The organism is Pseudomonas sp. CC6-YY-74 (genome assembly GCF_002025205.1).
Lineage (GTDB): Bacteria > Pseudomonadota > Gammaproteobacteria > Pseudomonadales > Pseudomonadaceae > Aquipseudomonas > Aquipseudomonas paeninsulae.
The window spans coordinates 2,287,905-2,309,305 of the sequence record NZ_CP019947.1 but is presented as its reverse complement, the minus strand read 5'-3'; the positions used below and the strand labels follow the sequence as shown (position 1 = coordinate 2,309,305).

The following is a 21,401-nucleotide window of genomic DNA, read 5'->3' as shown; positions in this document are numbered from 1 at the left end:
CCTACAAGAACAATTTAAGAGGCTTAACTCATGACCTCCTGGGTACTCACGCTCTTTATTTCGCTAAACCTCGCCATGCTCCTGACTGCGGCCGGAACCTATCTGTGCCGTTCCGCCAAAGAAAAAGCCGGACAGGCGGAGTAAGCGCCATGGACTTTTATGAAATATTCAACTGGGGCCTGCTGATCCTTACCTTCGGGGTGATGATTGGGATCGGCTTCCTTTCCTCACGCAAAGTCAAAGACAGTGATGAAGGTGGCTTTTTGCTCGCCGGGCGCAGTCTCGGTGCCTTTGTCGGCGCCAGTACCATCGTCGCCACCGGCTTCAGTGGCTGGGGCTTCATGGGCTCGCCGGCGGTGGCTTACGAGTTCGGCGCCATCGAGGTGCTGGGCAACTTCTTCTTCGCTCCGGCGATGATGATCGCGGTGCTGTTCTTCGCCAATCACATGCAGAAGCGCGCGCTGACCATGGGCAGCAACACCATCCCCGAGTACATCGGTCAGATTCATGGCGGTGGTAACGGCGGGCGTGTGTTGCAGGGCGTGGCGGCGGTAATGACCATCATCCTGCTGATGGTGTTCCTGGTCAGCCAGATCAAGGCGGTCGGCATTCTCGGTGCCTCCTGGTTGAATATCGAGATGACCAGCAGCGCCTGGCTGATGATCTCGGTGATCATCCTCTACACCATGCTCGGCGGCCTGGCCGCAGTGGCCTGGACCGACACCGTGATGGTCTGCGGCATGGCATTGGCGGCGATTGTGATCATGATCCAGATGTTCACCAGCGTTGATCTGGGGCTGTGGCAGAGCAACCTCAATAGCATCGATACCAACCTGCTCAACCCGACCACTGCGGCGCCTTATGGCAACAGCAAGAGCTCGGTGTTCCTGGTGCTGCCTTATGCCTTCCTGTTCGCCGCGGTGCTGCCGTATATGGCGATTCGCTTCCTGGCGTTTAAACCCAAGGTGAAGATGCACAAGGTCGGTGTGTATGTGGCAATTCTCGGTGGGCTGCTCAGCCTGATCCCGATCGTCGGCCTGTACATGCGCGCCTTCGGCCCGCAACTGGCCGACCCGGACAATGCCATGCCGATGTACCTGCAGACCTTCATGCATCCGGCGCTGCAAGGCCTGATCACCCTGTTCATCATCTTCGCCATGAAGTCCACCGCCAACTCGATGCTGCACACCGTGGCCTCGGCGACTTCGCATGACCTGCGCCTGGCGTTGAACAAGCATGCCCAAGTGGACTCGGCGCACGCGCTGACCATCAACCGCATCGCGGTGGTGGCATTGGGTCTGCTGGGCCTGCTGATGATGATGTATGCACCGCCGTTCATGCTGTCCTGGCTGGGCATTCTCGGTTCCGGCACCCTGCTGGCGGCGATGATTGGGCCGGTGTTCATCTCGACCTTCTGGCAGGGCAACGTGACCGGCGCCCTGGTGGCGATGTTGGTTGGGTTCTTCACCAGCGGTGGTCTGCTGTTGACCACCGATGTCGGTTGGGTCGAAGGGCCGCTGATTGGCTGCCTGGCTTCGTCCTTCTGCTATGTGACCGTGTCTGTGTTCACGCGCACTCGAATGCCAGCGGTTCAACGCGGCTAATCAGTCTGAGCGGATAAACAGAGCCACGGACTCGAGAGAGTCCGTGGCTCTTTGCTGTGCGAATGGCCGTCCGGCGCCCAGCGGCAAGTTCGGCAATGCAACGTGATGGTCGAGCAGGTAGCACAGCAGGATCAGTTGCTGGGCCGTTTCAGCGTGTGACCTTGAGCTGTGGGGGCGGGCGCTCAGCTCAGGACTTTCTGCTTGCGTTCACCGCGTGGCGAGTGACCAAAGAGCCGGCTGTAACACTTGGAGAAGTGGGCCGGCGAGGCAAAGCCACAGGACAGGGCGATGTCGCGCACTTGCGCATCGCTACGCAGAAGCAAATCGCGCGCGCGGTTTAGGCGCAGTTCCAGGTAGTACTGGCCTGGCTTGCGCTCTAGATATTTGTGAAACAGTCGCTCCAGTTGGCGTACCGACATTTCGTTGAGCTGGGCGAGTTCTTCCAGCTCCAGCGGCTCCTCCAGGTTGGCCTCCATGATCGCGACTATCTGGCTCAGCTTCGGCTGAGCGTTGCCCAGCTTCTGCCGCAAAGGCACGCGCTGCTGTTCGCGGGAGCCGCGCATGCGGTCGCAGAGCAGCAGCTCGGCGGCATGGGTGGCGATCTCCACGCCGTCCGGTTCGCGCGCGATCAGTTGCAAGGTCATGTCCATGGAGGCGGTGCCGCCGGAGCAGGTGTAGCGGTCGCGGTCCAGCTCGAACAGCTGATTGGAGATGATGATCCCGGGGAATTTGTCCTTGAGCTGCTCGATGTCTTCCCAGTGGATGGTGCAGCGGTAACCCTTGAGCAGATTCGCGCTGGCCAGCAGGTGGCTGCCGGTGCAGATGCCGCCCAGTGGCACATGGTGCTCAGACAGTTTGCGTAGCCAGTCGAGCAGGTTACGGTCGTTCTTCAGCGGAATCGGGTTGGCGCCGACGACGAACAGGGCGTCCAGCTCGGGGGCGTCGGCGATGGAGTGGTCCGGTACCACGCACATGCCGTTGCTGGCGCGTACTGGCTCATGGTCGGCGGCGATCAACAGGGTTCGATAGAGGGTGCGTTTAGCGGCCATGTTGGCCATGCGCAGTGTCTCGATCGCGCAGGCGAAGCCGATCGTGGTGAAGTTGGGGCTCAGCAGGAAACCAAAGGTTTTCACCCGCGGGGCCGGCATCGCGACAGGCGGGCTCTCGGCCGGTGCCAAGGGGGGCGATGCTTGTGCCATTTTTTCCTCCTCCACTGCAACCGCTCCCGATTGCTGGCTGGCCATGGGCCGACAGCAGGGGCACTGTGCGCTTTATTGTTGATGGGCGTCAGCGGAACACCTGCGCCAACTGCAATCTTACACTCATTGCAGAGCGCTTTGATCGGCCCGGGGCATTGTCCGCTGCTGCTGCGGCACAGGCGCAAAGCGGTTGACCTGTCACCGCGACAACGGCCGGGTTCGCCCTGGTGATCCCGCTTTCGTCAGCAGCCGCGGCGCCATACCTGTTTGAACACGTTCACGTCGGAAATGAGCAAACGGCGCCCAGGTGCATTTCGCACAATCTGCGGCAACAGGCGTTACCTCTCCAGCCGATGCGCAAAGCGATGCGCCAGGTGATGGTTCCCAGACGGGAGTGGGGTTGGAGGTGCGTTCTGATCAATAACAACAGGCGACCCAATACCGTCGCAGGGAGATTCGAGATGTTCAGTAAAGACGACCAAATCAAGGGCTACGACGACGAACTGCTGGCGGCGATGGACGCCGAAGAAGCCCGTCAGGAGCATCACATCGAGCTGATCGCCTCGGAAAACTACACCAGCCAGCGCGTGATGCAGGCCCAGGGCAGCGGCCTGACCAACAAGTACGCCGAAGGCTATCCGGGCAAGCGTTACTACGGTGGCTGCGAGCATGTCGATGTGGTCGAGCAACTGGCCATCGATCGCGCCAAGCAACTGTTCGGCGCCGACTTCGCCAACGTCCAGCCGCACTCCGGCTCCTCGGCCAACAGCGCCGTGTACCTGGCGCTGATCAATGCCGGCGACACCATCCTCGGTATGAGCCTGGCCCATGGCGGTCACCTGACCCACGGTTCCAAGGTCAGCTCCTCCGGCAAGCTGTACAACGCCGTGCAGTACGGCATCGACACCACCACCGGTTTGATCGATTACGACGAAGTCGAGCGCCTGGCCGTCGAGTGCCAGCCGAAGATGATCGTGGCCGGCTTCAGCGCCTACTCCAAGACCCTGGATTTCCCACGTTTTCGCGCCATCGCCGACAAGGTCGGTGCCCTGCTGTTCGTCGACATGGCCCACGTTGCCGGTCTGGTTGCCGCCGGTCTGTACCCCAATCCGCTGCCCTACGCCGATGTGGTCACCACCACCACCCACAAGACCCTGCGCGGTCCGCGTGGTGGCCTGATCCTGGCCAAGAGCAATCCCGAAATCGAGAAGAAGCTCAACTCGGCGGTGTTCCCCGGCGCCCAGGGCGGCCCGCTGATGCATGTGATCGCCGGCAAGGCGGTGTGCTTCAAGGAAGCGCTGGAGCCTGGCTTCAAGGACTATCAGGCGCAGGTGATCAAGAACGCCAAGGCGATGGCCAAGGTCTTCATCGACCGTGGTTTCGACGTGGTCTCCGGCGGTACCGATAACCACCTGTTCCTGGTCAGCCTGATCCGTCAGGGCCTGACCGGCAAAGACGCCGACGCCGCCCTCGGTCGTGCCGGCATCACCGTGAACAAGAACTCCGTACCGAATGACCCGCAGTCGCCGTTCGTCACCTCGGGCCTGCGCATCGGCACCCCGGCCATCACCACCCGCGGCTTCAAGGAGCAGCAGAGCACCGAGCTGGCCGGCTGGATCTGCGACATCCTCGATCACCTCGGCGATGCCGACGTCGAGGCCCAGGTAGCTACTCTGGCAGCAGGGCTGTGCGCCGACTACCCCGTCTATCGTTGATCGTGTCAGCAGGATCGTAGGGTGGCTTCCGCCCCCTACGTCGACTGAACAGGCCATCCATGGTTAAGTTTTTACGTATCAGGAGTACCCACTGATGCAACGTTATTCCGGCTTCGGCCTGCTCAAGCACTCCTTCAGTCACCACGAAAACTGGCAGCGCATGTGGCGCACGCCGACGCCCAAGCCGGTCTACGACGTGATCATCGTCGGCGGCGGCGGCCATGGCCTGGCCACGGCCTACTACCTGGCCAAAGAATTCGGCGTGAAGAACGTCGCGGTGATCGAGAAGGGTTGGCTGGGCGGCGGTAACACCGCGCGCAACACCACCATCGTGCGTTCCAACTACCTGTGGGACGAATCGGCGCACCTCTACGAGCACGCCATGAAGTTGTGGGAAGGCCTGTCGCAGGACATCAACTACAACGTGATGTTCTCCCAGCGCGGCGTGTTCAACCTCGGTCACAGTCTGCAAGACATGCGCGACATCGAGCGCCGGGTCGGCGCCAACCGCCTCAACGGTATCGATGGCGAGGTGCTCAATGCCAAGCAGGTCGAGGAACTGATCCCGTACATGGATTGCAGCAAGAACACCCGTTACCCGGTGATGGGTGCATCCCTGCAGCGGCGCGGCGGCGTGGCCCGTCACGATGCCGTGGCCTGGGGCTATGCGCGTGCCGCCGACGCCCTGGGCGTCGACCTGATCCAGCAGACCGAAGTGACCGGTTTTCGCAAGGAAAACGGCGTGTGCATCGGCGTGGAGACCAACAAGGGCTTCATCGGCGGCAAGCGCGTCGGTGTGGTCACCGCCGGTAACTCCGGGCACATGGCCAGGCAGGCCGGTTTCCGCCTGCCGATCGAGTCGCACCCGCTGCAGGCGCTGGTGTCCGAGCCGATCAAGCCGATCATCGACAGCGTGATCATGTCCAACGCGGTCCACGGCTATATCAGCCAGTCGGACAAGGGTGACCTGGTCATCGGTGCCGGTATCGACGGCTACGTCGGTTACGGCCAGCGCGGTTCCTACCCGACCATCGAGCACACCCTGCAGGCCATCGTCGAGCTGTTCCCGGTGCTCTCGCGGGTACGCATGAACCGTCAGTGGGGCGGCATCGTCGACACCACGCCGGACGCCTGCCCGATCATCAGCAAGACCCCGGTGCCGAACCTGTTCTTCAACTGCGGTTGGGGGACCGGCGGCTTCAAGGCCACCCCGGGTTCCGGTCACGTATTCGCCGCCAGCCTGGCCAAAGGCGAGATGCACGCACTGGCCAAACCCTTCGCCATGGACCGTTTCTACAACGGCGCCTTGATCGACGAGCACGGCGCTGCCGGCGTCGCCCACTAACAGGAGAAATCCGACATGCTGAACATCTTCTGTCCCCATTGTGGCGAGCTGCGCTCCGAAGAGGAATTCCACTCGGCCGGCCAGGCGCACATCCCGCGCCCGCTGGACCCGAATGCCTGCACCGATGCGGAGTGGGGCGAGTACCTGTTCTTCCGCGACAACCCGCGCGGCATCCACCACGAGCTATGGATTCACGCGGCCGGTTGCCGGCAGTACTTCAATGCCACGCGCGACACCATCAGCTACGAAATTTTCGAAACCTACAAGATTGGCGAAAAGCCGAGCGTGACCGCTAAGCCGAACAGTGCGAAGCAGCCCAGCCGTGCGGCAGGAGAAAAGGCATGAGTCAGATCAATCGCCTGAGCAAAGGTGGCCGGATCAACCGCAACCAGCCTTTGACCTTCACCTTCAACGGTGAGAGCTATCAGGGTTTCAGCGGCGACACCTTGGCCGCCGCGTTGCTGGCCAACGGCGTCGACGTCGTCGGTCGTAGCTTCAAGTACTCGCGTCCGCGTGGCATCGTCGCCGCCGGCGCCGAAGAGCCCAACGCGGTGCTGCAGATCGGCGCCAGCGAAGCCACCCAGATCCCCAACGTGCGCGCCACCCAGCAGGCCCTGTACAGCGGCCTGGTGGCCAACAGCGTGAACGGCTGGCCGAGCGTCAACAATGACCTGATGGGCATTCTCGGCAAGGTCGGTGGGCAGATGATGCCGCCGGGCTTCTATTACAAGACCTTCATGTACCCGCAGAACCTCTGGCTGACCTACGAGAAGTACATCCGTAAGGCCGCTGGCCTGGGTCGCGCGCCGAAGGAAAACGATCCGGACAGCTACGACTACCTGAACCAGCACTGCGACGTACTGGTAGTCGGTGGCGGCGCCGCCGGTCTGGCCGCCGCATTGGCTGCCGGGCGTAGCGGTGCACGGGTGATTCTGGCCGACGAGCAGGAAGAGTTCGGCGGTCATCTGCTCGACAGCCGTGAAAGCCTCGACGGCAAACCGGCCGCCGATTGGGTGGCCAAGGCCCTCGCCGAACTGCAGAAGATGCCGGAAGTCACCCTGTTGCCGCGCTCGACCGTGCACGGCTATCACGATCACAACTTCCTCACCATCCACGAACGGCGCACCGATCACCTCGGTGATGCCGCGCCGATGGGCGAGGTGCGGCAGCGCCTGCACCGGGTGCGTGCCAAGCGCGTAGTCCTGGCCGCCGGCGCCCACGAGCGTCCGCTGGTGTATGGCAACAACGACGTGCCCGGCAATATGCTGGCCGGCGCGGTGTCCACCTACGTGCGCCGTTACGGCGTGGCCCCGGGTAAGCAGCTGGTGCTGTCGACCACCAACGATTACGCCTACCGCGTAGCGCTGGACTGTCTGGAAGCCGGGTTCAAGGTGGTCGCCATCGCCGATGCCCGTGCCAACCCAAAGGGTGCCTGGGTCGAAGAAGCACGGGCCAAGGGCCTGCGCGTCCTGACCGGCAGTGCGGTGATCGAAGTGCGTGGCAGCAAGCGCGTCAGCGCGGCGCGCGTCGCGGCGATCGATCCGCAGGCACATAAAGTCACCAGCCCCGGCGAATGGTTGGAGTGCGACCTGGTCGCCAGCTCCGGCGGTTACAGCCCGGTGGTGCACCTGGCCTCGCACCTGGGCGGCAAGCCGACCTGGCGTGAAGACATCCTCGGTTTCGTGCCGGGTGAAGGTTTCCAGGCGCGCGTCTGCGCCGGTGCCATGAACGGCGTGTTCGCCCTCGGCGAAGTGCTCGCCGACGGCTTCGAAGCCGGCGCCAAGGCGTCTGCCGACGCGGGCTTTACCCCGGTCTCGGGCGAGTTGCCGAAAGTTTTCGGCCGTCACGAAGAGCCGAGCATCGCGCTGTTTCAGGTGCCGCACGAGAAGTCGACCGCACGGGCGCCGAAGCAGTTCGTCGACCAGCAGAACGACGTCACCGCGGCCGGTATCGAACTGGCCACCCGCGAGGGCTTCGAGTCGGTCGAGCACCTCAAGCGCTACACCGCGCTGGGCTTCGGTACCGATCAGGGCAAGCTGGGCAACATCAACGGTCTGGCGATTGCCGCGCGGTCGATGGGCATCAGCATCCCGCAGATGGGCACCACCATGTTCCGCCCGAACTACACCCCGGTGACCTTCGGCGCCGTGGCCGGGCGTAACTGCGGTGCGTTGTTCGACCCGGTGCGTTACACCGCGCTGCACAGCTGGCACCTGAAAAATGGCGCCGAGTTCGAGGACGTCGGTCAGTGGAAGCGCCCCTGGTACTTCCCCAAGGCCGGTGAAGACATGCACGCCGCCGTCGGCCGCGAGTGCAAGGCGGTACGCGACAGCGTCGGCCTGCTCGATGCCTCGACCCTGGGCAAGATCGACATCCAGGGCCCGGATGCGCGCGAGTTCCTCAACCGCGTGTACACCAACGCCTGGACCAAGCTGGACGTGGGCAAGGCCCGTTACGGCCTGATGTGCAAGGAAGACGGCATGGTCTTCGACGACGGCGTGACCGCCTGTATGGCCGATAACCACTTCGTCATGACCACCACCACCGGCGGCGCCGCGCGCGTCATGCAGTGGCTGGAAATCTACCAGCAGACCGAGTGGCCGGACCTCAAGGTGTACTTCACCTCGGTCACCGACCACTGGGCGACCATGACCCTGTCCGGCCCCAACAGCCGCAAGCTGCTGGCCGAAGTCAGCGACATCGACCTGGACAAGGACGCCTTCCCGTTCATGACCTGGAAGGAAGGCCAGGTTGGCGGCGTGCCGGCGCGGGTGTTCCGCATCTCCTTTACCGGTGAGCTGTCGTTTGAGGTCAACGTGCAGGCCGACTACGCCATGGGCGTGCTGGAAAAGATCGTCGCGGCGGGCAAGAAGTACAACCTGACCCCGTACGGCACCGAGACCATGCACGTGCTGCGGGCCGAGAAGGGCTTCATCATCGTCGGTCAGGAGACCGATGGCTCGGTGACCCCGGACGACCTCAACATGGGCTGGTGTGTCGGTCGCACCAAACCTTTCTCCTGGATCGGCTGGCGCGGGATGAACCGCGAAGACTGCACCAAGGCAGACCGCAAGCAGCTGGTCGGCCTCAAGCCGGTCAACACCAGCGCGGTGCTGCCGGAAGGCGCACAGCTGGTGTTCGACGCCAAGCAGGCGATTCCGATGAGCATGGTCGGCCACGTGACCTCCAGCTACTACAGCACCAGCATGGGTTACAGCTTTGCCCTGGCCCTGGTCAAAGGCGGCTTGAAGCGCATGGGCGAGAAGGTTTTCGCGCCGCTGGCAGATGGCAGCCTGATCGAGGCCGAGATAGTCCCGTCGGTGTTCTTCGACCCGAAAGGCGAGCAGCAGAACGTCTGAGACCACGACCACTCGCCAGGCCCCAGCAGGCTGGAGCCTGGCGAGCAACGAATTAGCGCTGACGTACCTACGACAGGCGGAACAACATGAGCACAGTAAACGTTTACAAGCAGCGCCCCGATGCGGCGCACGCCGAGTCCCCGCTGTTTCACGCCGGCCTGCATGAGCTGGCAGGCAAGGGCAAGAGCAGCGCGGGCATCAACCTGCGCGAGAGAAAACTGCTGGGTCACCTGACCCTGCGCGGCGATGGCCATGACCCGGCCTTTGCCGGCGCCGTGCACAAGGCCACCGGCCTGGAATTGCCGGGCGCACTGGGCCTGGTGGTCAAGGGTGAGACCTCGTTGCAATGGCTGGGCCCGGACGAGTGGCTGCTGATCGTACCGAGCGGCGAAGAGTTCGCCGCCGAAAAGAGCCTGCGCGAAGCGCTGGCCGGCCAGCACCTGCAGGTGGTCAACGTCAGCGGTGGGCAGACTATTCTCGAACTGACGGGGCCGAAAGTCCGCGAGATGCTGATGAAGTCGTCGATCTATGACGTGCATCCGCGCAACTTCCCGGTGGGCAAGGCGGTCGGCACCACCTTCGCCAAGACCCAGCTGGTGATTCGCCGCAGCGGCGAAGAGACCTGGGAGCTGCTGGTACGCCGCAGTTTCTCCGATTACATCTGGCTGTGGCTGCAAGACGCCTGCGCTGAATTCGGCCTGGCGATCAAGGCCTGACAGCAGTAGCAATCCTGTGGGAGAGGCCGGGCGGCGATCCGCTTTAGCCGCGACTGTTTTCGCGGCTAAAGCCCCTCCCACAGACGCCCGCACTGGCAACGATTACCGGGAGCTTGACCATGAGCCGCACCCCCGATACCTGGATTCTCACCGCCCACTGCCCGAGCGTGCTCGGCACCGTGGACGCGGTGACGCGCTTCCTGTTCGAGCAGAACTGCTACGTCACCGAGCACCATTCGTTCGATGACCGGCTGTCCTCGCGCTTCTTCATCCGCGTCGAGTTCCGCGTGGCCGAGGGCTTCGACGAGCAGGCCTTTCGCGCCGGCCTCGACGAGCGCCTGTCGCCCTTCGACATGCACACCGAACTGACCCCGCCGGGCTACCGGGCCAAGGTGGTGCTGATGGTGAGCAAGGCCGACCATTGCCTGAACGACCTGCTCTACCGCCAGCGCATCGGCCACCTGGCCATGGACGTGGTGGCGGTGGTGTCCAACCATCCCGATCTGGAACCGCTGGCACGCTGGCACGAGATTCCCTATTACCACTTCCCCCTCGACCCCAACGACAAGCCGGCGCAAGAGCGCAAGGTGCTGCAGGTGATCGAGGACAGCTGCGCCGAACTGGTGGTGCTCGCCCGCTACATGCAGGTGCTCTCACCCGAACTGTGCCGCAAGCTGGACGGCCGGGCGATCAATATCCACCACTCGCTGCTGCCCGGCTTCAAGGGCGCCAAGCCCTATCACCAGGCGTACCAGAAGGGCGTCAAGCTGGTCGGCGCCACCGCCCATTACATCAACAATGACCTCGACGAGGGGCCGATCATCGCCCAGGGCGTGGAGGCGGTGGACCATGCCCATTATTCGGAAGACTTGATAGCAAAAGGCCGCGATATCGAGTGCATGACCCTGGCCAAGGCGATCGGCTATCACCTCGAACGACGTGTATTTCTGAATGACAACCGAACAGTGATTTTGTAAAGGAAGTCAACGTTCGACCACCATAAAACCAGTGTGTATATGGCTTACTGTCTGCTGCCGTGCGCTTCCAGTCAGGGTGTTAGATTTACCCGGTTTATAGAGGATCTATGCGCGAAGGCCACGTAACTCAGCAGGTGTCAGATAGTCGGTACATGCTAATGCCCCCATTTGCAGTACTTTCCAGAAGTAGAGGTCAGGCCGACATGGCCAACTTCTGTTTGGCGGTGATGCCTACCAGGGTCATGCTTAGCCGTTCGTGATGATATGTCTGTTGTTGCCGACGTGTTTTTGAGCCGAGTACCGACGCTGGACTGACCCAGCCCAATACTTCGAAAAACCGAATTCAACGAGGGTTCACGAGACGCGGAACTGGGTCAATGAAATCCAGGTGAGGGGCCAAAATGTATCTGCAGTAACATTGTCACCCGGCCTGGGTCGATAGATGCCGTTCACAAAGACTGCTATCGACCCGAATCGTAAAATCCATTGTTGTAAAAAACCAAGTCCAAGCAGCCCTTAGCGCTGAGCCAGCCAGTAGTCATGCAAGGCATGTGCAGTCTGCTCGATCGCTTCCACGCGCTGGCGATGTTGCTCCACATCCAGATCCGCCGGGAGCTCGAAGTTGTCTTGCTCGGCGCAGAAAGTAAGCGCTTGCAGCTTCGCTGCCAGGGGCGCAGACAACTCGGGCCAGTTGCCCACGGCGACACCACGCAGGTAACCGAAGCACCACTCTTCAGCCAGGGTAAGTGTCCGGCCAAAGTGCTCGGTCTGTTCGAACCGTGGCTTGAACGCCTGCGCATTCAGGGTCAGCTGGGTGGCCAGTGTGTTCATGTGGCGCACGCTCAGTTCTATGAGCTTTTTGCACTCATCTGGGTTCTCCCAATCTGGATTTTGCCCGCCCCAGATGGCCGGGAACCACTCGGCGATATCCACCTGTACGGGGCCGGAGACCAAGGCAGTGAAGTAACCATCGAGCTCGGAGGCGTTGAGTACGGAGTGATCGTCGCCGTATTTCAGCAGGGTGTCTTCGATGAACTCGAAGTCGGTGGAACCGAGATGTTGGTTTTGCATAGGGATGTTCCTTCGTTTATCGGGCGCCGCAACGCGTTGAGGTGCGCTTCAAAAAGGCGTGGATGATGGCGCTCCCGGACTTTTTTATCCAGCCGCGCCAAGCGCTATCTGTGCCGTAGCTGCCGTTCTCGGCGAGAATAGCCCGGCAACTGGTCGCTCGACTGGAGCAGGAAGAGCATTGGCCCAGTTTTCCGGGGCTACTGAGTACCGCTGCACAGCGGGCATGAATTCAAGGGTGGTGTGATGAGATTAGTAACTTTCCAAGTGGGCGAAACGGTCGGGCTGGGCAAGGTTGTCGGTGATCGGGTAATTGCCCTGGCGGCGGCATTGCCTGACCTGCCCGCTAGCATGGCGCGTCTGCTGGCGGCCGGCCCCGAGGCATTGGCGCGGGTAGCCGCGCTGCAGCCGGACAGTGACAGCCTGGCGCTGGATCAGGTACACCTGCTGGCGGCGGTGACCGATCCGCAGAAGTACCTGGCTATCGGCATGAACTATCGCGCCCACGCCGCCGAGGCCGAGCGTAACGGTGTGCCTATTCCCAAGTCGCAGCTGTGGTTCAACAAGCAGGTCTCCTGCCTCAACGGTCCCTATGACCCGATCGACATGCCCAAGGTCTCGACCAAGCTCGATTACGAGGCCGAGTTGGGCGTGGTCATTGGCAAGCGCTGCCGGCATGTGTCGGTGGAAGATGCGCCATCGGTGGTTGCCGGTTATCTGGTCTGCAACGACGTCAGCGTGCGTGACTGGCAGATGCGCAGCCCGACGTTCACCCTCGGCAAGTCCTTCGACAGCCACGGCCCGATTGGCCCGTGGCTGGTTACCGCCGATGAGGTGCCGGACCCTCATGCGCTGATGATGCGGGCTTATGTGAATGGCGAAAAACGTCAGGAAACCAGTACCGGCGACATGATCTACAACATCTGGGAACAGATCGCCTACCTGTCGACGGTGATGACCCTGGAGCCTGGCGATATCCTTGCTACCGGCACGCCGGCCGGCGTCGGCGTTGGCTTCACGCCCAAGCGCTTCCTCGCCGTGGGTGATGTGGTGCGGATCGAGATCGACGGTCTCGGTCATATCGAGAACACCGTGGTCGCCGAGGCCTGAGAGGCTGTAAAAACCTCCCGTGTATTGCGACCGCTGCTGACGTTGCGCTATGCAAAAAAGGGGGCCATTCAGCTCGCTAAATGCCTCCCTTTTTTTGCGTAGCAGCCGGTGGCCGGCGAGCTGCTAGACCAGGCCTGTGTGCGTAATGACGACTGGTGTCGGGTGGCGGCCATGGCCCGGATGCTAGTGCGCCGCGGCTCAATTGCCCCTATGAGTGGACGCTGGGCTGCTTATGCAAGCCGCTCCCAGATCTCGGTATTGGCCAGGTCCTGTGTGGTGGCGTGTTTCGACTGGCCGTAGATGGGGGCGAGCTCGTAGCCGTCGCCCGTGTCATCGGCGGCCGAGTAGCGTACGCCGCTGGGCTTGTGCAGGTAGCGCTCGGGGCGGCTGCACTGTGCATTGATACGCTGTACTTGGGCCGATTCGGTCATGCCGTTCATTGCCTGTCCTGCTGCAGCTGGTGCTGCTCCGGTTTCTTCAGAGTCTGTTCTCGATAAGGCCGGGGGTCTGTGCGCTATCGAACCATCCCGCCGTTGACCCGTGATCCCGGGGTTTGACGGCGTGCCCCGGTGACAGGCGGAGTGAGCACGACGGCACAGATCCCGCCAAAGTGAAAAACCCCTGAGGCGTTGGCCTCAGGGGTTTTGGTTGTGCGGCGTGGCGCTTGGCCGTCGGTCTACTTGCGCCGCCACTGGCCTTGCCATTGGATGTACTGGCCGGGTGGGGTTTTGTCGATGGCTTTTTGTCCGGCGATGGCTTCCACGTCGCTGAGCTGGATACCGTTCTGGGTCGCCAGTTTCTGGTATTCGGCGCGCCGAGCCAGGTTGATCAGGCGGGCGATTTCATCGACCTCAGGACCGGGCTTGACCACGCCGAGGTAGCCGTTGGGCATTTCGCCGAGTTGGCCGCTGGTCTTGGCGCCGCCGAGGGCGGACATGGCTTGGTTGAGGTTCAGGGCCAATACCGGCAGGCTCAGGCTGAGCAGTAGGAGCAGGCTTACGATTCGTTTTGACAGGCTCATGGTGTGGCTCCTTAGAACAGTCCGCTGGACTCGCTGAACATGCCGTCCAGCGCCTTATCCACCTTGATGTAGATTTCGTGCTCGATCTTCACGTTGAGGTTGATATTGATCGGCTCGTTGGGCATCGCCAGCTGCACCGTCGGGGTACAGGCTACGCTCAGCAGGCCCATCAGCAGGGCGGCGAAACAACTACGCAAGCGCATGGCGCTTCTCCTTGATTAAGGCTCCTTCGGGGATGCTGCATTGCGCTCCAGCATACGCTGCTGCACCCGTTGCTTGATGATCTCGTTTACCTTATCGGTCAATTGCAAACTGGCCAATAGGGTCGGGATATCTTCCTCCAGATTGATGTTGAAGTGGATCGGACGGCCCAGTTCAATTTCCGGGTTGCGCCCCTCCAGGCGCAGGGCCAAGAGCAACTTGCCATCGCGATCATAGTTGACCTGGCTACTCAGGGTCGTGAAGTGAAAATTTTCCAAAGATTGCGTGACCAGTTGCATGGCCGGGTTGCTGCGCCCCAATGCCCTGATGCGCGCCGAATGAAACTCCAGGCGCCCGCCTGGCGCGCGCGCGAGCAGATGTCCCTGTTCGATCTCGATGCCGGCGGGGCCGATGCTCAGCGGCAGTTGGCCGTCGATGAGGCCGCTGCCCGCCAGGCCCTCGGCCGGGTAGAGGGTGAAGAACTGGTTGAGGTCGAGGCCTTGCAGGTGCAGGGGGAACACCTGCTTGCTCTGCTGCAGGTCCCACTGACCAGGATCGAGCCGGAGCATGCCGCCCATTACCGAGGCCTGGGCCTGTTGCAATTTGAGCAGACCCTGGCTCGGTTGCGCGCGTGCTGCCGTGTAGGTGCCGCGGAGTAGCGCCGGGCCGATGGGCATGCCTGGGTCGACTTGCTCCAGGCGCAGCTTGGTCAGATCGAGATGGAGCTGGCGCTGATCGAGGCGCAGTTGCAGACGCGCATCCAGGCCGCTGAGTTCGCTACGGTCATAGATGCCGGCCAGGCCTTTGCCGTTGAGCCCGAGCTGAATGTCGGGCGAGTCGCGGCCCGGGGCGAGGCTGAGGCTGGCGTTGCCGCTCAGGCGGCCGTTGTTGAGGTCGAGCAGCGCCGGCCAATCAGCCAGGGTTTTCGCCAGCGGATTGCCGGCACGCAGAAATACTTCAGTCAGCTGCGCCTGCAGTTGCAGGCCCTTACTGCTGTTGTGTTGCAGTTGCACGGCCAGCTGCAGATCGGCATCTGCCGATAACTGGCCGCTGAGGTCGAGCTGTTGCTGGCTGGCCGCTAGCGTGCCTTGCCAGCGCCAGCCCTGCGGCTTGAGGGTCGCGTGCTCGAGACGTTGGCTTGCCAGTGTGGCGGGGCCGTGCAGGTGCCACGCCTGCACGGTGCCGGCCTGGTGCTGCGCTTGCAGCTGCAAGTCCTGGCTGGTGGCACTGACCTGCAGCAGGCGCAGCTGCGCAACGCTCAGTTGGCCCAGTTCGAGTTGTGAGCCTTTGCTCAGGTCGAGGCGCAGTTGTTGACTGTCCAGGTAACCGGTGAAGTTCAGCTTGGCTTGCAGGTCGCGCAGTTTCCAGCCGGCGACAGCCAGGCCTGGGCTGCTGACCTTGAGCTGCGCCTTGCCCAGTTGCGCGGCCCAGGGCGGTGCGTTGGCCAGGGCCAGCGTGGCCTGCAGGTCGAGTTGGCTGGGGCCGCTACTGGTCAGGCTGATCGCCAGTGGCAGCGAGCGCTCGGCCAGGTTGCCGGGTAGCTCGGCAAGTGGGCTGGTGGGTTGAATGCGCAGATGCAGCGAGTCGGGGCGCAGGGCTGGCGGCAGCTCGCTCAGCCACTGCGCCGGCAAACGACTGAGCTGCAGATCAGCCTCCAGGTGTTCGGCGAACCATTGGCCCGCGACGCCGCGGGCGGCGATGCCGAAGCGGCCTTGCACCTGGCCCGCCCCCGGGATTGGCCAGGGCTGCGGCAGGGTGGCGCTGGCGTCGACTTGGCCACTGGCGCTGCGCAGTTGCTCCAGGCTCAGGACGCCGGAGGCCAGCTGTAGTTGCCAGGTCGCCGAGAGTTGCGCCGCGCTCGGGGCGCTGGGCAGTCGGGCGTCGGGGGCGAGGGTCCACTCGCTGAGCCAGTCTTGCAAGGCTACGGCCTGGCTGAGGTCGGGGGCACTCAGCTGGCCGCTCCAGAGCGGTCCGGCAGGGCTGCTGCGCAGGTTGCTGTGCAGGCTCAGTTGGCGTTGTCCGTCGACTGCCAGGGTCAGTTGCAGGTCCGCCGCCTGAGCGTCGCCCTGCAGTTGTGCACGCCATGCCAGCTGTTGCTCGCGGTGTTGCAGGTTGAGCCGCAGTTCCAGGGTCCGCGGGGTATCTTGCGTCTGGTTCAGTTGCAGGTCGCCTTGCAGCGTGCAGCGCCCGCCGGGGCAGGGCAGTTCGGCAGTGAGCTGCTCGATGCGCAGGCTGAGTGGCAGCCAGGCCAGCGCTGCGGCCAGTTGCTGCAGATCGGGCGCAGTAGCGCTGGGCTCCGGCTGGTTATTCTGTGCGGCGGGTTGCCAGGCAACGGCGAGACGCTCGAGGCGAACATGCTGCCAGAAGGGCGGCGTCAGGCTGAATTGCTGCCAGCCCAGGTGCAGATCTTGCGCAGTGAGTTGAGTGCTGCCGGCACTGCCGCGCTGCTCCAGGTCGAGGCGAGCCAGGCCGATGCCGGTTAGCGACAGGCGTGCTCCCTGCCAGTCGAGTTGGTGAATCGCGTGACGCTCGAGCAGGCGCAGCCAACTGAAGTAGCTGTAACCGCCAAGCAGCATCAGCAACGTGAGCACGCTGATGATTCGCAGCCCGGAACGCCGGCTGATCATGAGTACATTTCCATTGTGGTAAGGGTGCTGCCTGGACGTTAACCCATGAGCCTGGGGCTGCCAATCAAGCGCTGGCGGATCGTTGAAAACTGGCGTGCTCGCCATCGGCCATGCTGCGGCCCATGGCTATTGTGGTGGGTGGTGCTCCGCGACTATCAGTCGCGGTTCGATGGGCAGGCCAGCGTTATCGCGCCAGGGCGAGGCGGGGCAGGCCATTGTGCATGGGGTGACCCTATTGCCGGCGATACCCGGTTTTTAGCTGCTGTATGCATGAAAATACGTGGTAAATAGCTAAATAGTTGCTGTCAGACGTGGTTATAGCGGGGCAGTGGCGGTCAATATTTTCCCGGTGTGAAGACTCTGGGTGATTGGCGTCCTAGGAAGTGGCGTTGCTTGTAGTGGAAGACCGCTTGAGGCGTGCGTCTTGGCCGGAAAATGCGCCTAAACAGGGCGCTCAGGCAGTCCGGCAGAAAAACTTTTGCACAATTGCGCTGCGCCTTGTCAAGGCTGAATTTGTGATTGATGTAAATCCTTGATTCTTTATAAGATTTTTTTAAGTCAATGAAAAATATGAATTTTTTGTGCTGGTGAAAAAATCATCAGTTTGACCTCAGGCCCCATAGCATAGGCGATCAGGCGTCTTTCTCCCATGTTATCCACTGAGTTATCCACAGCTTTTGTGGATTGTCGCAAGCCTTTGCTTTAGCCCGCTCTCGAGTGGGTTTATCGGGGCTTTACCTCGGCGAAAAAAGGAGTAAAGTGCCCGCCTTTCCCGCTACAGCTGCTTCTTATGTCACGCGTATTACCTCGTTTATCCGCTGCAACATCCCCTGTCAGTCCTCGCTTGCCGATGCGCGTTGCGCTCTGGCTGCTGGACAGCCCGCGCTTCGGTCATGCGCCAAGCGTTAAACGCTTCGCCGGCCAGTTGCTCAAGCAGCCGGCGCGTCAGGGTGTGGTGCTGGCCCAGAGCCGGCTGGGGCAATTGCTCTGCCGCGACTGTGGCAATACCCGCGATCGGCGTATCGGCTTCGAATTGCTGCGCCAGGCCGCACGTTCCGGCGATCGCCAGGCCCAGCTGGAGCTGGGCCGGCTGTACAGCCAGCCGCGTCGCAATGAACCGTTGCAGGCGCGGCACTGGCTGGAACTGGCAGCCGCACAGGGCTCGACTGAAGCCAAGCAACTGCTCGGCCTCTGATCCCCGTCTGAGCGTTCTGCGTGGGGCCGGGCTGGGTATACTGCCCGGTAATCTTGCGCGGAGCCGCTTATGCCAATTGATTTACCTTTCCAGCTACCTGCGCTGCTGCTCGGCTTGGCCGCTGCAGGCCTGCCGTTGCTGGCCCTGGCCTGGTCGCTGCAACGGCGTGCGGCCAGTGCGCAACTCGAATCCAGCCTCTTGCAGGAGCGCCTAAGCAGCGCGCAATTGGCTCAGGCTGGCCTGGGCGCACAGCTCGATGAATGTCGCCAGGAACTCGCCGAGATCAGCGAGATCAAGGCCGACCAGCAAGCCGAGTTGGCGGCCAAGCGGCGCGAGACCGAACTGCTGCAGCACGAGCGGCAGGTCGCCCGCGAGGCCGCTCTGGCCTGGCAACAGCAGCGTGAACAACAGGAAGCCGAACTGCGTCGCCTGGGCGCCGAGCGCGCGGCCTTGAGTGCCGAGTTGCGCGAGCAGCAGGGTAGCCACCAGCAGCGCCTGGACGACCTGCAAGGCTCGCGCGATGAGCTGCGTGCGCAGTTCGCCGAGTTGGCCGGGAAGATCTTCGATGAGCGCGAGCAGCGCTTCGCCGAGACCAGCCAGCAGCAGCTCGGCCAGTTGCTCGATCCGCTCAAGGAACGCATCCAGTCCTTCGAAAAACGCGTCGAGGAGAGCTACCAGCAGGAAGCCCGCGAGCGCTTCTCGCTGGGCAAGGAACTTGAACGTCTGCAGCAGCTCAATCAGCGACTGGGCGATGAAGCGACCAATCTGACCCGCGCCCTGCAAGGGCAGAAGACCCAGGGCAACTGGGGCGAGCTGGTGCTCGAGCGGGTACTGGAACATGCCGGGCTGGAGAAGGGCCGTGAATACCAGACCCAGGTCAGCCTGAAGAGCGCCGACGGCCAGCGTTTCCAGCCCGATGTGCTGATCCAGTTACCCGGCGACAGGCAGGTGGTGGTGGATGCCAAGGTCAGCCTGACGGCCTATCAGCAATATGTCGCTGGCGAAGACGAGCCAACCCGGCAGCAAGCCCTGAAACAGCATGTGCTGTCGTTGCGTGGTCATCTGAAAGGCTTGTCGCTGAAGGATTACCAACGCCTGGAAGGACTGCACAGTCTGGATTTCGTGCTGTTGTTCGTGCCGATCGAGGCCGCCTTCGCCGCGGCGCTGCAGGCCGACACCGGCCTGTTCCAGGAGGCCTTCGAGCAGAACATCGTGATTGTCAGTCCGACTACCCTGCTGGCGACCCTGCGGGTGATCGACAGCCTCTGGCGCCAGGAGCGGCAAGGCCAGAACGCGCGCGAGATCGCCGAACGCGCCGGGGCGATGTACGACAAGTTCGTTGCGTTCATCCAGGACCTAGACGAAGTCGGTACGCGCCTGCAGCAGCTGGACAAGGCCTATGCCGCGGCGCGCAACAAGCTCTGCGACGGGCGCGGCAATATCATCAGTCGGGTGGAGAACCTCAAACTGCTCGGCGCCCGCGCGAGCAAGAGCCTGCCGGCCGAGTTGCTCGAACAGGCAGCTGGGGTGGCGGTGTTGGATGAGGCGGCGGAGTAGGGTGCAGCGCCGCCTCGCAGGGTTGTCGCAAGGCGCGCGTGCGAAACACCGAGGTTGCGTAGGCGATCACCCGTCGTCCAGACGCCGCGCTGTCGCGCAGCAAACTGGAGGCAATGGTGTCTGTCGGCTTGTGGGTACCTGTAGGGGCGGGGGGGACGCCCAGTTCCATGCCCACGATGGGTTTCGCGGGCATGGCCCGCTCCTACAGGGCTTTTTGTATATTTAATTTATATATAAAACAATGAGTTATCTTTTGTTTGATGAGAGCGGCCCATGGCCGCGAAGATTGTTGCCGTACCACGGGTCGTCGGCATGCGACTAGGCGTTCCCACTGTGCCTACGGAACCCGGTCGCTCTTAAACCAGCAGCAACACCGTCGCACCCGCCAGCAGGCCAGCGGCCATCACCGGCAGGGTCCGCAGGGCCAGCTCACGGCCGCCGATCAGGGCGATCAGCAAGCCCTTGATCAGGCTGTTACTGAGGACCGCGAGGAAGATGCCGTGCACCGCGACCTGCGGAGCCAGCTCGGCTTTGGCGCTGCGTGCCAGGGTCAGGGTGATGGGGTCCACGTCGGCCAGTCCGGAGAGCAGCGCCACCAGGTACACGCCAGCATCGCCAAGCCAGCGCCGTGCGCCTTCCGCGAGAAACAGGATCAGCACCAGCAGCGCGGCGAAGCGCAGCGCCGAGCCCAGCTCGAAGGGGTTCTTCAGGGCTGGTTCGGCGTTTTCCTCCGACAGGCTGTCGGCCAGGCGAAAATAGACCAGCGCGCCCCCGGCATAGACCAGGGCCGCCACGCCCAATGGCCAGAGCAGGCGCGGTAGCAATTGGGCATTGATCAGGCCGACTTCCAGTAGCACGCGGGGAAACATCAGGGCCGAGGTTGCCAGCAGGCCGCAGGCCAGCATGGCGTGCAGGCCGCGCTGCTGGCTCAGGCGGGCGAGGGTGACGGTCATCGCGGTGGAGGAGACGATGCCGCCCAGCAGCGCGGTGATCAGCAGGCCATGGCGGGTGCCGACCAGGCGAATCGCCACATAGGCGGCAAAACCGAGGCCGGCAATCAGCACCACCATCCACCAGGTGACATAGGGGTTGAACGCCTGCCAGGGGCCGTAGCCCTGGTTGGGCAGGGCCGGCAGCAGCACCAGGGAGATGAACAGCAGCTTCAGCACGCCCGACAGCTCGGCCTCGTTGAGTCGGCGTAGGGCGCCGTGCAGGGTGCGTTTGAGGCTCAGTAGCAGTGCCACCGCCACGGCACCGGCAGCGGCCAGCGGAGGATGTCCGGCGACTGCCAGGCTGCCGAGGATGAAGGTGATCAGCATCGCCACTTCGCTGGTCAGGCCCTTGTCGCCGTTTTGCAGCAGGTCGCCGAAGTACGAGGCGAGAACCAGCGCGGCGAAACCGACGAAGACGACCGCCCAGGCGACCACGCCGAAGCGCTCGCCGAGCAGCATGGCGAAACCACCGAGCAAGCCGGTCAAGGCAAACGTGCGGATACCGGCAGCCAGCCGCCCGTCCTCGCTGTTGCGCTCCTGCCAGCCGCGTTCGGCGCCGATCAGCAGGCCAGCCGCCAGCGCGCTGGCGAAATTCAGTAGGGTGTCGAGCGCCTCGGGCATGCTGCGTCCTTGAGCGGGGCTTGATGGTGACAGTCTAGCTGTGGGCCACCGCCTGACATTGCGCCAGGTCAGTGGATGAGTGTCGCGGCCACTG

At 62.8% G+C, this 21,401-nt stretch carries 17 protein-coding genes; 10 read left to right on the top strand and 7 right to left on the bottom strand.

From position 1 onward, the window contains the following. The first annotated feature begins 149 nt into the window (after positions 1–149). The gene (locus B2D37_RS10535; RefSeq protein WP_079202635.1) at positions 150–1,604 is read left to right on the top strand and encodes a sodium:solute symporter; all 1,455 of its coding nucleotides are present in this window, start codon (positions 150–152) and stop codon (positions 1,602–1,604) included. Between the two features lie 182 nt (positions 1,605–1,786). Here B2D37_RS10535 and B2D37_RS10530 read toward each other — a convergent pair whose 3' ends face one another. Then, complete coding sequence (locus B2D37_RS10530; protein WP_256573200.1) at positions 1,787–2,752, bottom strand: GlxA family transcriptional regulator; 966 nt, start codon at positions 2,750–2,752, stop codon at positions 1,787–1,789. A 512-nt stretch (positions 2,753–3,264) separates the two neighbouring features. On the opposite strand from B2D37_RS10530, the gene glyA reads away from it, so the two are divergent. The 6 genes from glyA (at position 3,265) to purU (ending at position 10,915) form a co-directional block, all read left to right on the top strand. Next, complete coding sequence (glyA, locus tag B2D37_RS10525; protein ID WP_079202633.1) at positions 3,265–4,518, top strand: serine hydroxymethyltransferase; 1,254 nt, start codon at positions 3,265–3,267, stop codon at positions 4,516–4,518. 94 nt (positions 4,519–4,612) lie between these two features. Further along, on the top strand, positions 4,613–5,863 hold the full coding sequence (locus B2D37_RS10520; protein WP_079202632.1) for a sarcosine oxidase subunit beta family protein: 1,251 nt from the start codon (positions 4,613–4,615) through the stop codon (positions 5,861–5,863). 15 nt (positions 5,864–5,878) lie between these two features. Beyond that, positions 5,879–6,208 (top strand): sarcosine oxidase subunit delta, encoded by a 330-nt coding sequence (locus B2D37_RS10515; RefSeq protein ID WP_025163301.1) that lies wholly within the window; start codon positions 5,879–5,881, stop codon positions 6,206–6,208. After that, complete coding sequence (locus B2D37_RS10510; RefSeq protein WP_079202631.1) at positions 6,205–9,222, top strand: sarcosine oxidase subunit alpha; 3,018 nt, start codon at positions 6,205–6,207, stop codon at positions 9,220–9,222. The genes B2D37_RS10515 and B2D37_RS10510 overlap by 4 nt, the downstream gene beginning before the upstream one ends. 86 nt (positions 9,223–9,308) lie before the next feature. Then, a complete protein-coding gene (locus B2D37_RS10505; protein ID WP_079202630.1) occupies positions 9,309–9,938 on the top strand; it encodes a sarcosine oxidase subunit gamma in 630 nt (209 codons plus the stop codon). Positions 9,939–10,057: 119 nt separating this feature from the next. Further along, entirely contained in the window at positions 10,058–10,915 is an 858-nt protein-coding gene (gene purU / locus B2D37_RS10500; RefSeq protein WP_079202629.1) for a formyltetrahydrofolate deformylase, read from the top strand. Between the two features lie 516 nt (positions 10,916–11,431). On the opposite strand, the gene B2D37_RS10495 is transcribed toward purU, so the two are convergent. After that, a complete protein-coding gene (locus B2D37_RS10495) occupies positions 11,432–11,986 on the bottom strand; it encodes a UPF0149 family protein (RefSeq protein ID WP_079202628.1) in 555 nt (184 codons plus the stop codon). A gap of 243 nt (positions 11,987–12,229) precedes the next feature. Here B2D37_RS10495 and B2D37_RS10490 point away from each other — a divergent pair, with 243 nt between their 5' ends. After that, positions 12,230–13,093 carry a fumarylacetoacetate hydrolase family protein gene (locus tag B2D37_RS10490; protein ID WP_079202627.1) on the top strand — a complete coding sequence of 288 codons (864 nt, stop codon included), beginning with the start codon at positions 12,230–12,232 and terminating at the stop codon, positions 13,091–13,093. A gap of 230 nt (positions 13,094–13,323) precedes the next feature. Here B2D37_RS10490 and B2D37_RS10485 read toward each other — a convergent pair whose 3' ends face one another. The 4 genes from B2D37_RS10485 to B2D37_RS10470 all read right to left on the bottom strand — a co-directional run bounded on the left by B2D37_RS10485 (position 13,324) and on the right by B2D37_RS10470 (position 16,942). Then, positions 13,324–13,533 carry a hypothetical protein gene (locus tag B2D37_RS10485; protein WP_256573169.1) on the bottom strand — a complete coding sequence of 70 codons (210 nt, stop codon included), beginning with the start codon at positions 13,531–13,533 and terminating at the stop codon, positions 13,324–13,326. A 236-nt stretch (positions 13,534–13,769) separates the two neighbouring features. Continuing rightward, on the bottom strand, positions 13,770–14,114 hold the full coding sequence (locus tag B2D37_RS10480) for a YdbL family protein (protein WP_079202626.1): 345 nt from the start codon (positions 14,112–14,114) through the stop codon (positions 13,770–13,772). Between the two features lie 11 nt (positions 14,115–14,125). After that, on the bottom strand, positions 14,126–14,317 hold the full coding sequence (locus tag B2D37_RS10475) for a YnbE family lipoprotein (RefSeq protein ID WP_079202625.1): 192 nt from the start codon (positions 14,315–14,317) through the stop codon (positions 14,126–14,128). Between the two features lie 15 nt (positions 14,318–14,332). Beyond that, positions 14,333–16,942, bottom strand: coding sequence for a YdbH domain-containing protein (locus B2D37_RS10470; protein ID WP_177345209.1), 2,610 nt, complete (start codon positions 16,940–16,942; stop codon positions 14,333–14,335). An 850-nt stretch (positions 16,943–17,792) separates the two neighbouring features. Between B2D37_RS10470 and B2D37_RS10465 the strand changes: the two genes are divergently transcribed. Continuing rightward, positions 17,793–18,137 carry a tetratricopeptide repeat protein gene (locus B2D37_RS10465; protein WP_079202623.1) on the top strand — a complete coding sequence of 115 codons (345 nt, stop codon included), beginning with the start codon at positions 17,793–17,795 and terminating at the stop codon, positions 18,135–18,137. A gap of 69 nt (positions 18,138–18,206) precedes the next feature. Beyond that, entirely contained in the window at positions 18,207–19,694 is a 1,488-nt protein-coding gene (gene rmuC / locus B2D37_RS10460) for a DNA recombination protein RmuC (RefSeq protein WP_079202622.1), read from the top strand. A gap of 356 nt (positions 19,695–20,050) precedes the next feature. On the opposite strand, the gene B2D37_RS10455 is transcribed toward rmuC, so the two are convergent. Continuing rightward, positions 20,051–21,307 (bottom strand): MgtC/SapB family protein, encoded by a 1,257-nt coding sequence (locus tag B2D37_RS10455; protein WP_079202621.1) that lies wholly within the window; start codon positions 21,305–21,307, stop codon positions 20,051–20,053. Positions 21,308–21,401 lie beyond the last annotated feature (94 nt).

What these genes read in the sequence shown, in the direction of transcription:
- B2D37_RS10535 (WP_079202635.1), top strand. Translation starts at nt 150, where the DNA reads ATGGACTTTTATGAAATATTCAACTGGGGCCTGCTGATCCTTACCTTC.
- B2D37_RS10530 (WP_256573200.1), bottom strand. Translation starts at nt 2,752, where the DNA reads ATGCCGGCCCCGCGGGTGAAAACCTTTGGTTTCCTGCTGAGCCCCAAC.
- glyA (WP_079202633.1), top strand. Translation starts at nt 3,265, where the DNA reads ATGTTCAGTAAAGACGACCAAATCAAGGGCTACGACGACGAACTGCTG.
- B2D37_RS10520 (WP_079202632.1), top strand. Translation starts at nt 4,613, where the DNA reads ATGCAACGTTATTCCGGCTTCGGCCTGCTCAAGCACTCCTTCAGTCAC.
- B2D37_RS10515 (WP_025163301.1), top strand. Translation starts at nt 5,879, where the DNA reads ATGCTGAACATCTTCTGTCCCCATTGTGGCGAGCTGCGCTCCGAAGAG.
- B2D37_RS10510 (WP_079202631.1), top strand. Translation starts at nt 6,205, where the DNA reads ATGAGTCAGATCAATCGCCTGAGCAAAGGTGGCCGGATCAACCGCAAC.
- B2D37_RS10505 (WP_079202630.1), top strand. Translation starts at nt 9,309, where the DNA reads ATGAGCACAGTAAACGTTTACAAGCAGCGCCCCGATGCGGCGCACGCC.
- purU (WP_079202629.1), top strand. Translation starts at nt 10,058, where the DNA reads ATGAGCCGCACCCCCGATACCTGGATTCTCACCGCCCACTGCCCGAGC.
- B2D37_RS10495 (WP_079202628.1), bottom strand. Translation starts at nt 11,986, where the DNA reads ATGCAAAACCAACATCTCGGTTCCACCGACTTCGAGTTCATCGAAGAC.
- B2D37_RS10490 (WP_079202627.1), top strand. Translation starts at nt 12,230, where the DNA reads ATGAGATTAGTAACTTTCCAAGTGGGCGAAACGGTCGGGCTGGGCAAG.
- B2D37_RS10485 (WP_256573169.1), bottom strand. Translation starts at nt 13,533, where the DNA reads ATGAACGGCATGACCGAATCGGCCCAAGTACAGCGTATCAATGCACAG.
- B2D37_RS10480 (WP_079202626.1), bottom strand. Translation starts at nt 14,114, where the DNA reads ATGAGCCTGTCAAAACGAATCGTAAGCCTGCTCCTACTGCTCAGCCTG.
- B2D37_RS10475 (WP_079202625.1), bottom strand. Translation starts at nt 14,317, where the DNA reads ATGCGCTTGCGTAGTTGTTTCGCCGCCCTGCTGATGGGCCTGCTGAGC.
- B2D37_RS10470 (WP_177345209.1), bottom strand. Translation starts at nt 16,942, where the DNA reads ATGATCAGCCGGCGTTCCGGGCTGCGAATCATCAGCGTGCTCACGTTG.
- B2D37_RS10465 (WP_079202623.1), top strand. Translation starts at nt 17,793, where the DNA reads ATGCGCGTTGCGCTCTGGCTGCTGGACAGCCCGCGCTTCGGTCATGCG.
- rmuC (WP_079202622.1), top strand. Translation starts at nt 18,207, where the DNA reads ATGCCAATTGATTTACCTTTCCAGCTACCTGCGCTGCTGCTCGGCTTG.
- B2D37_RS10455 (WP_079202621.1), bottom strand. Translation starts at nt 21,307, where the DNA reads ATGCCCGAGGCGCTCGACACCCTACTGAATTTCGCCAGCGCGCTGGCG.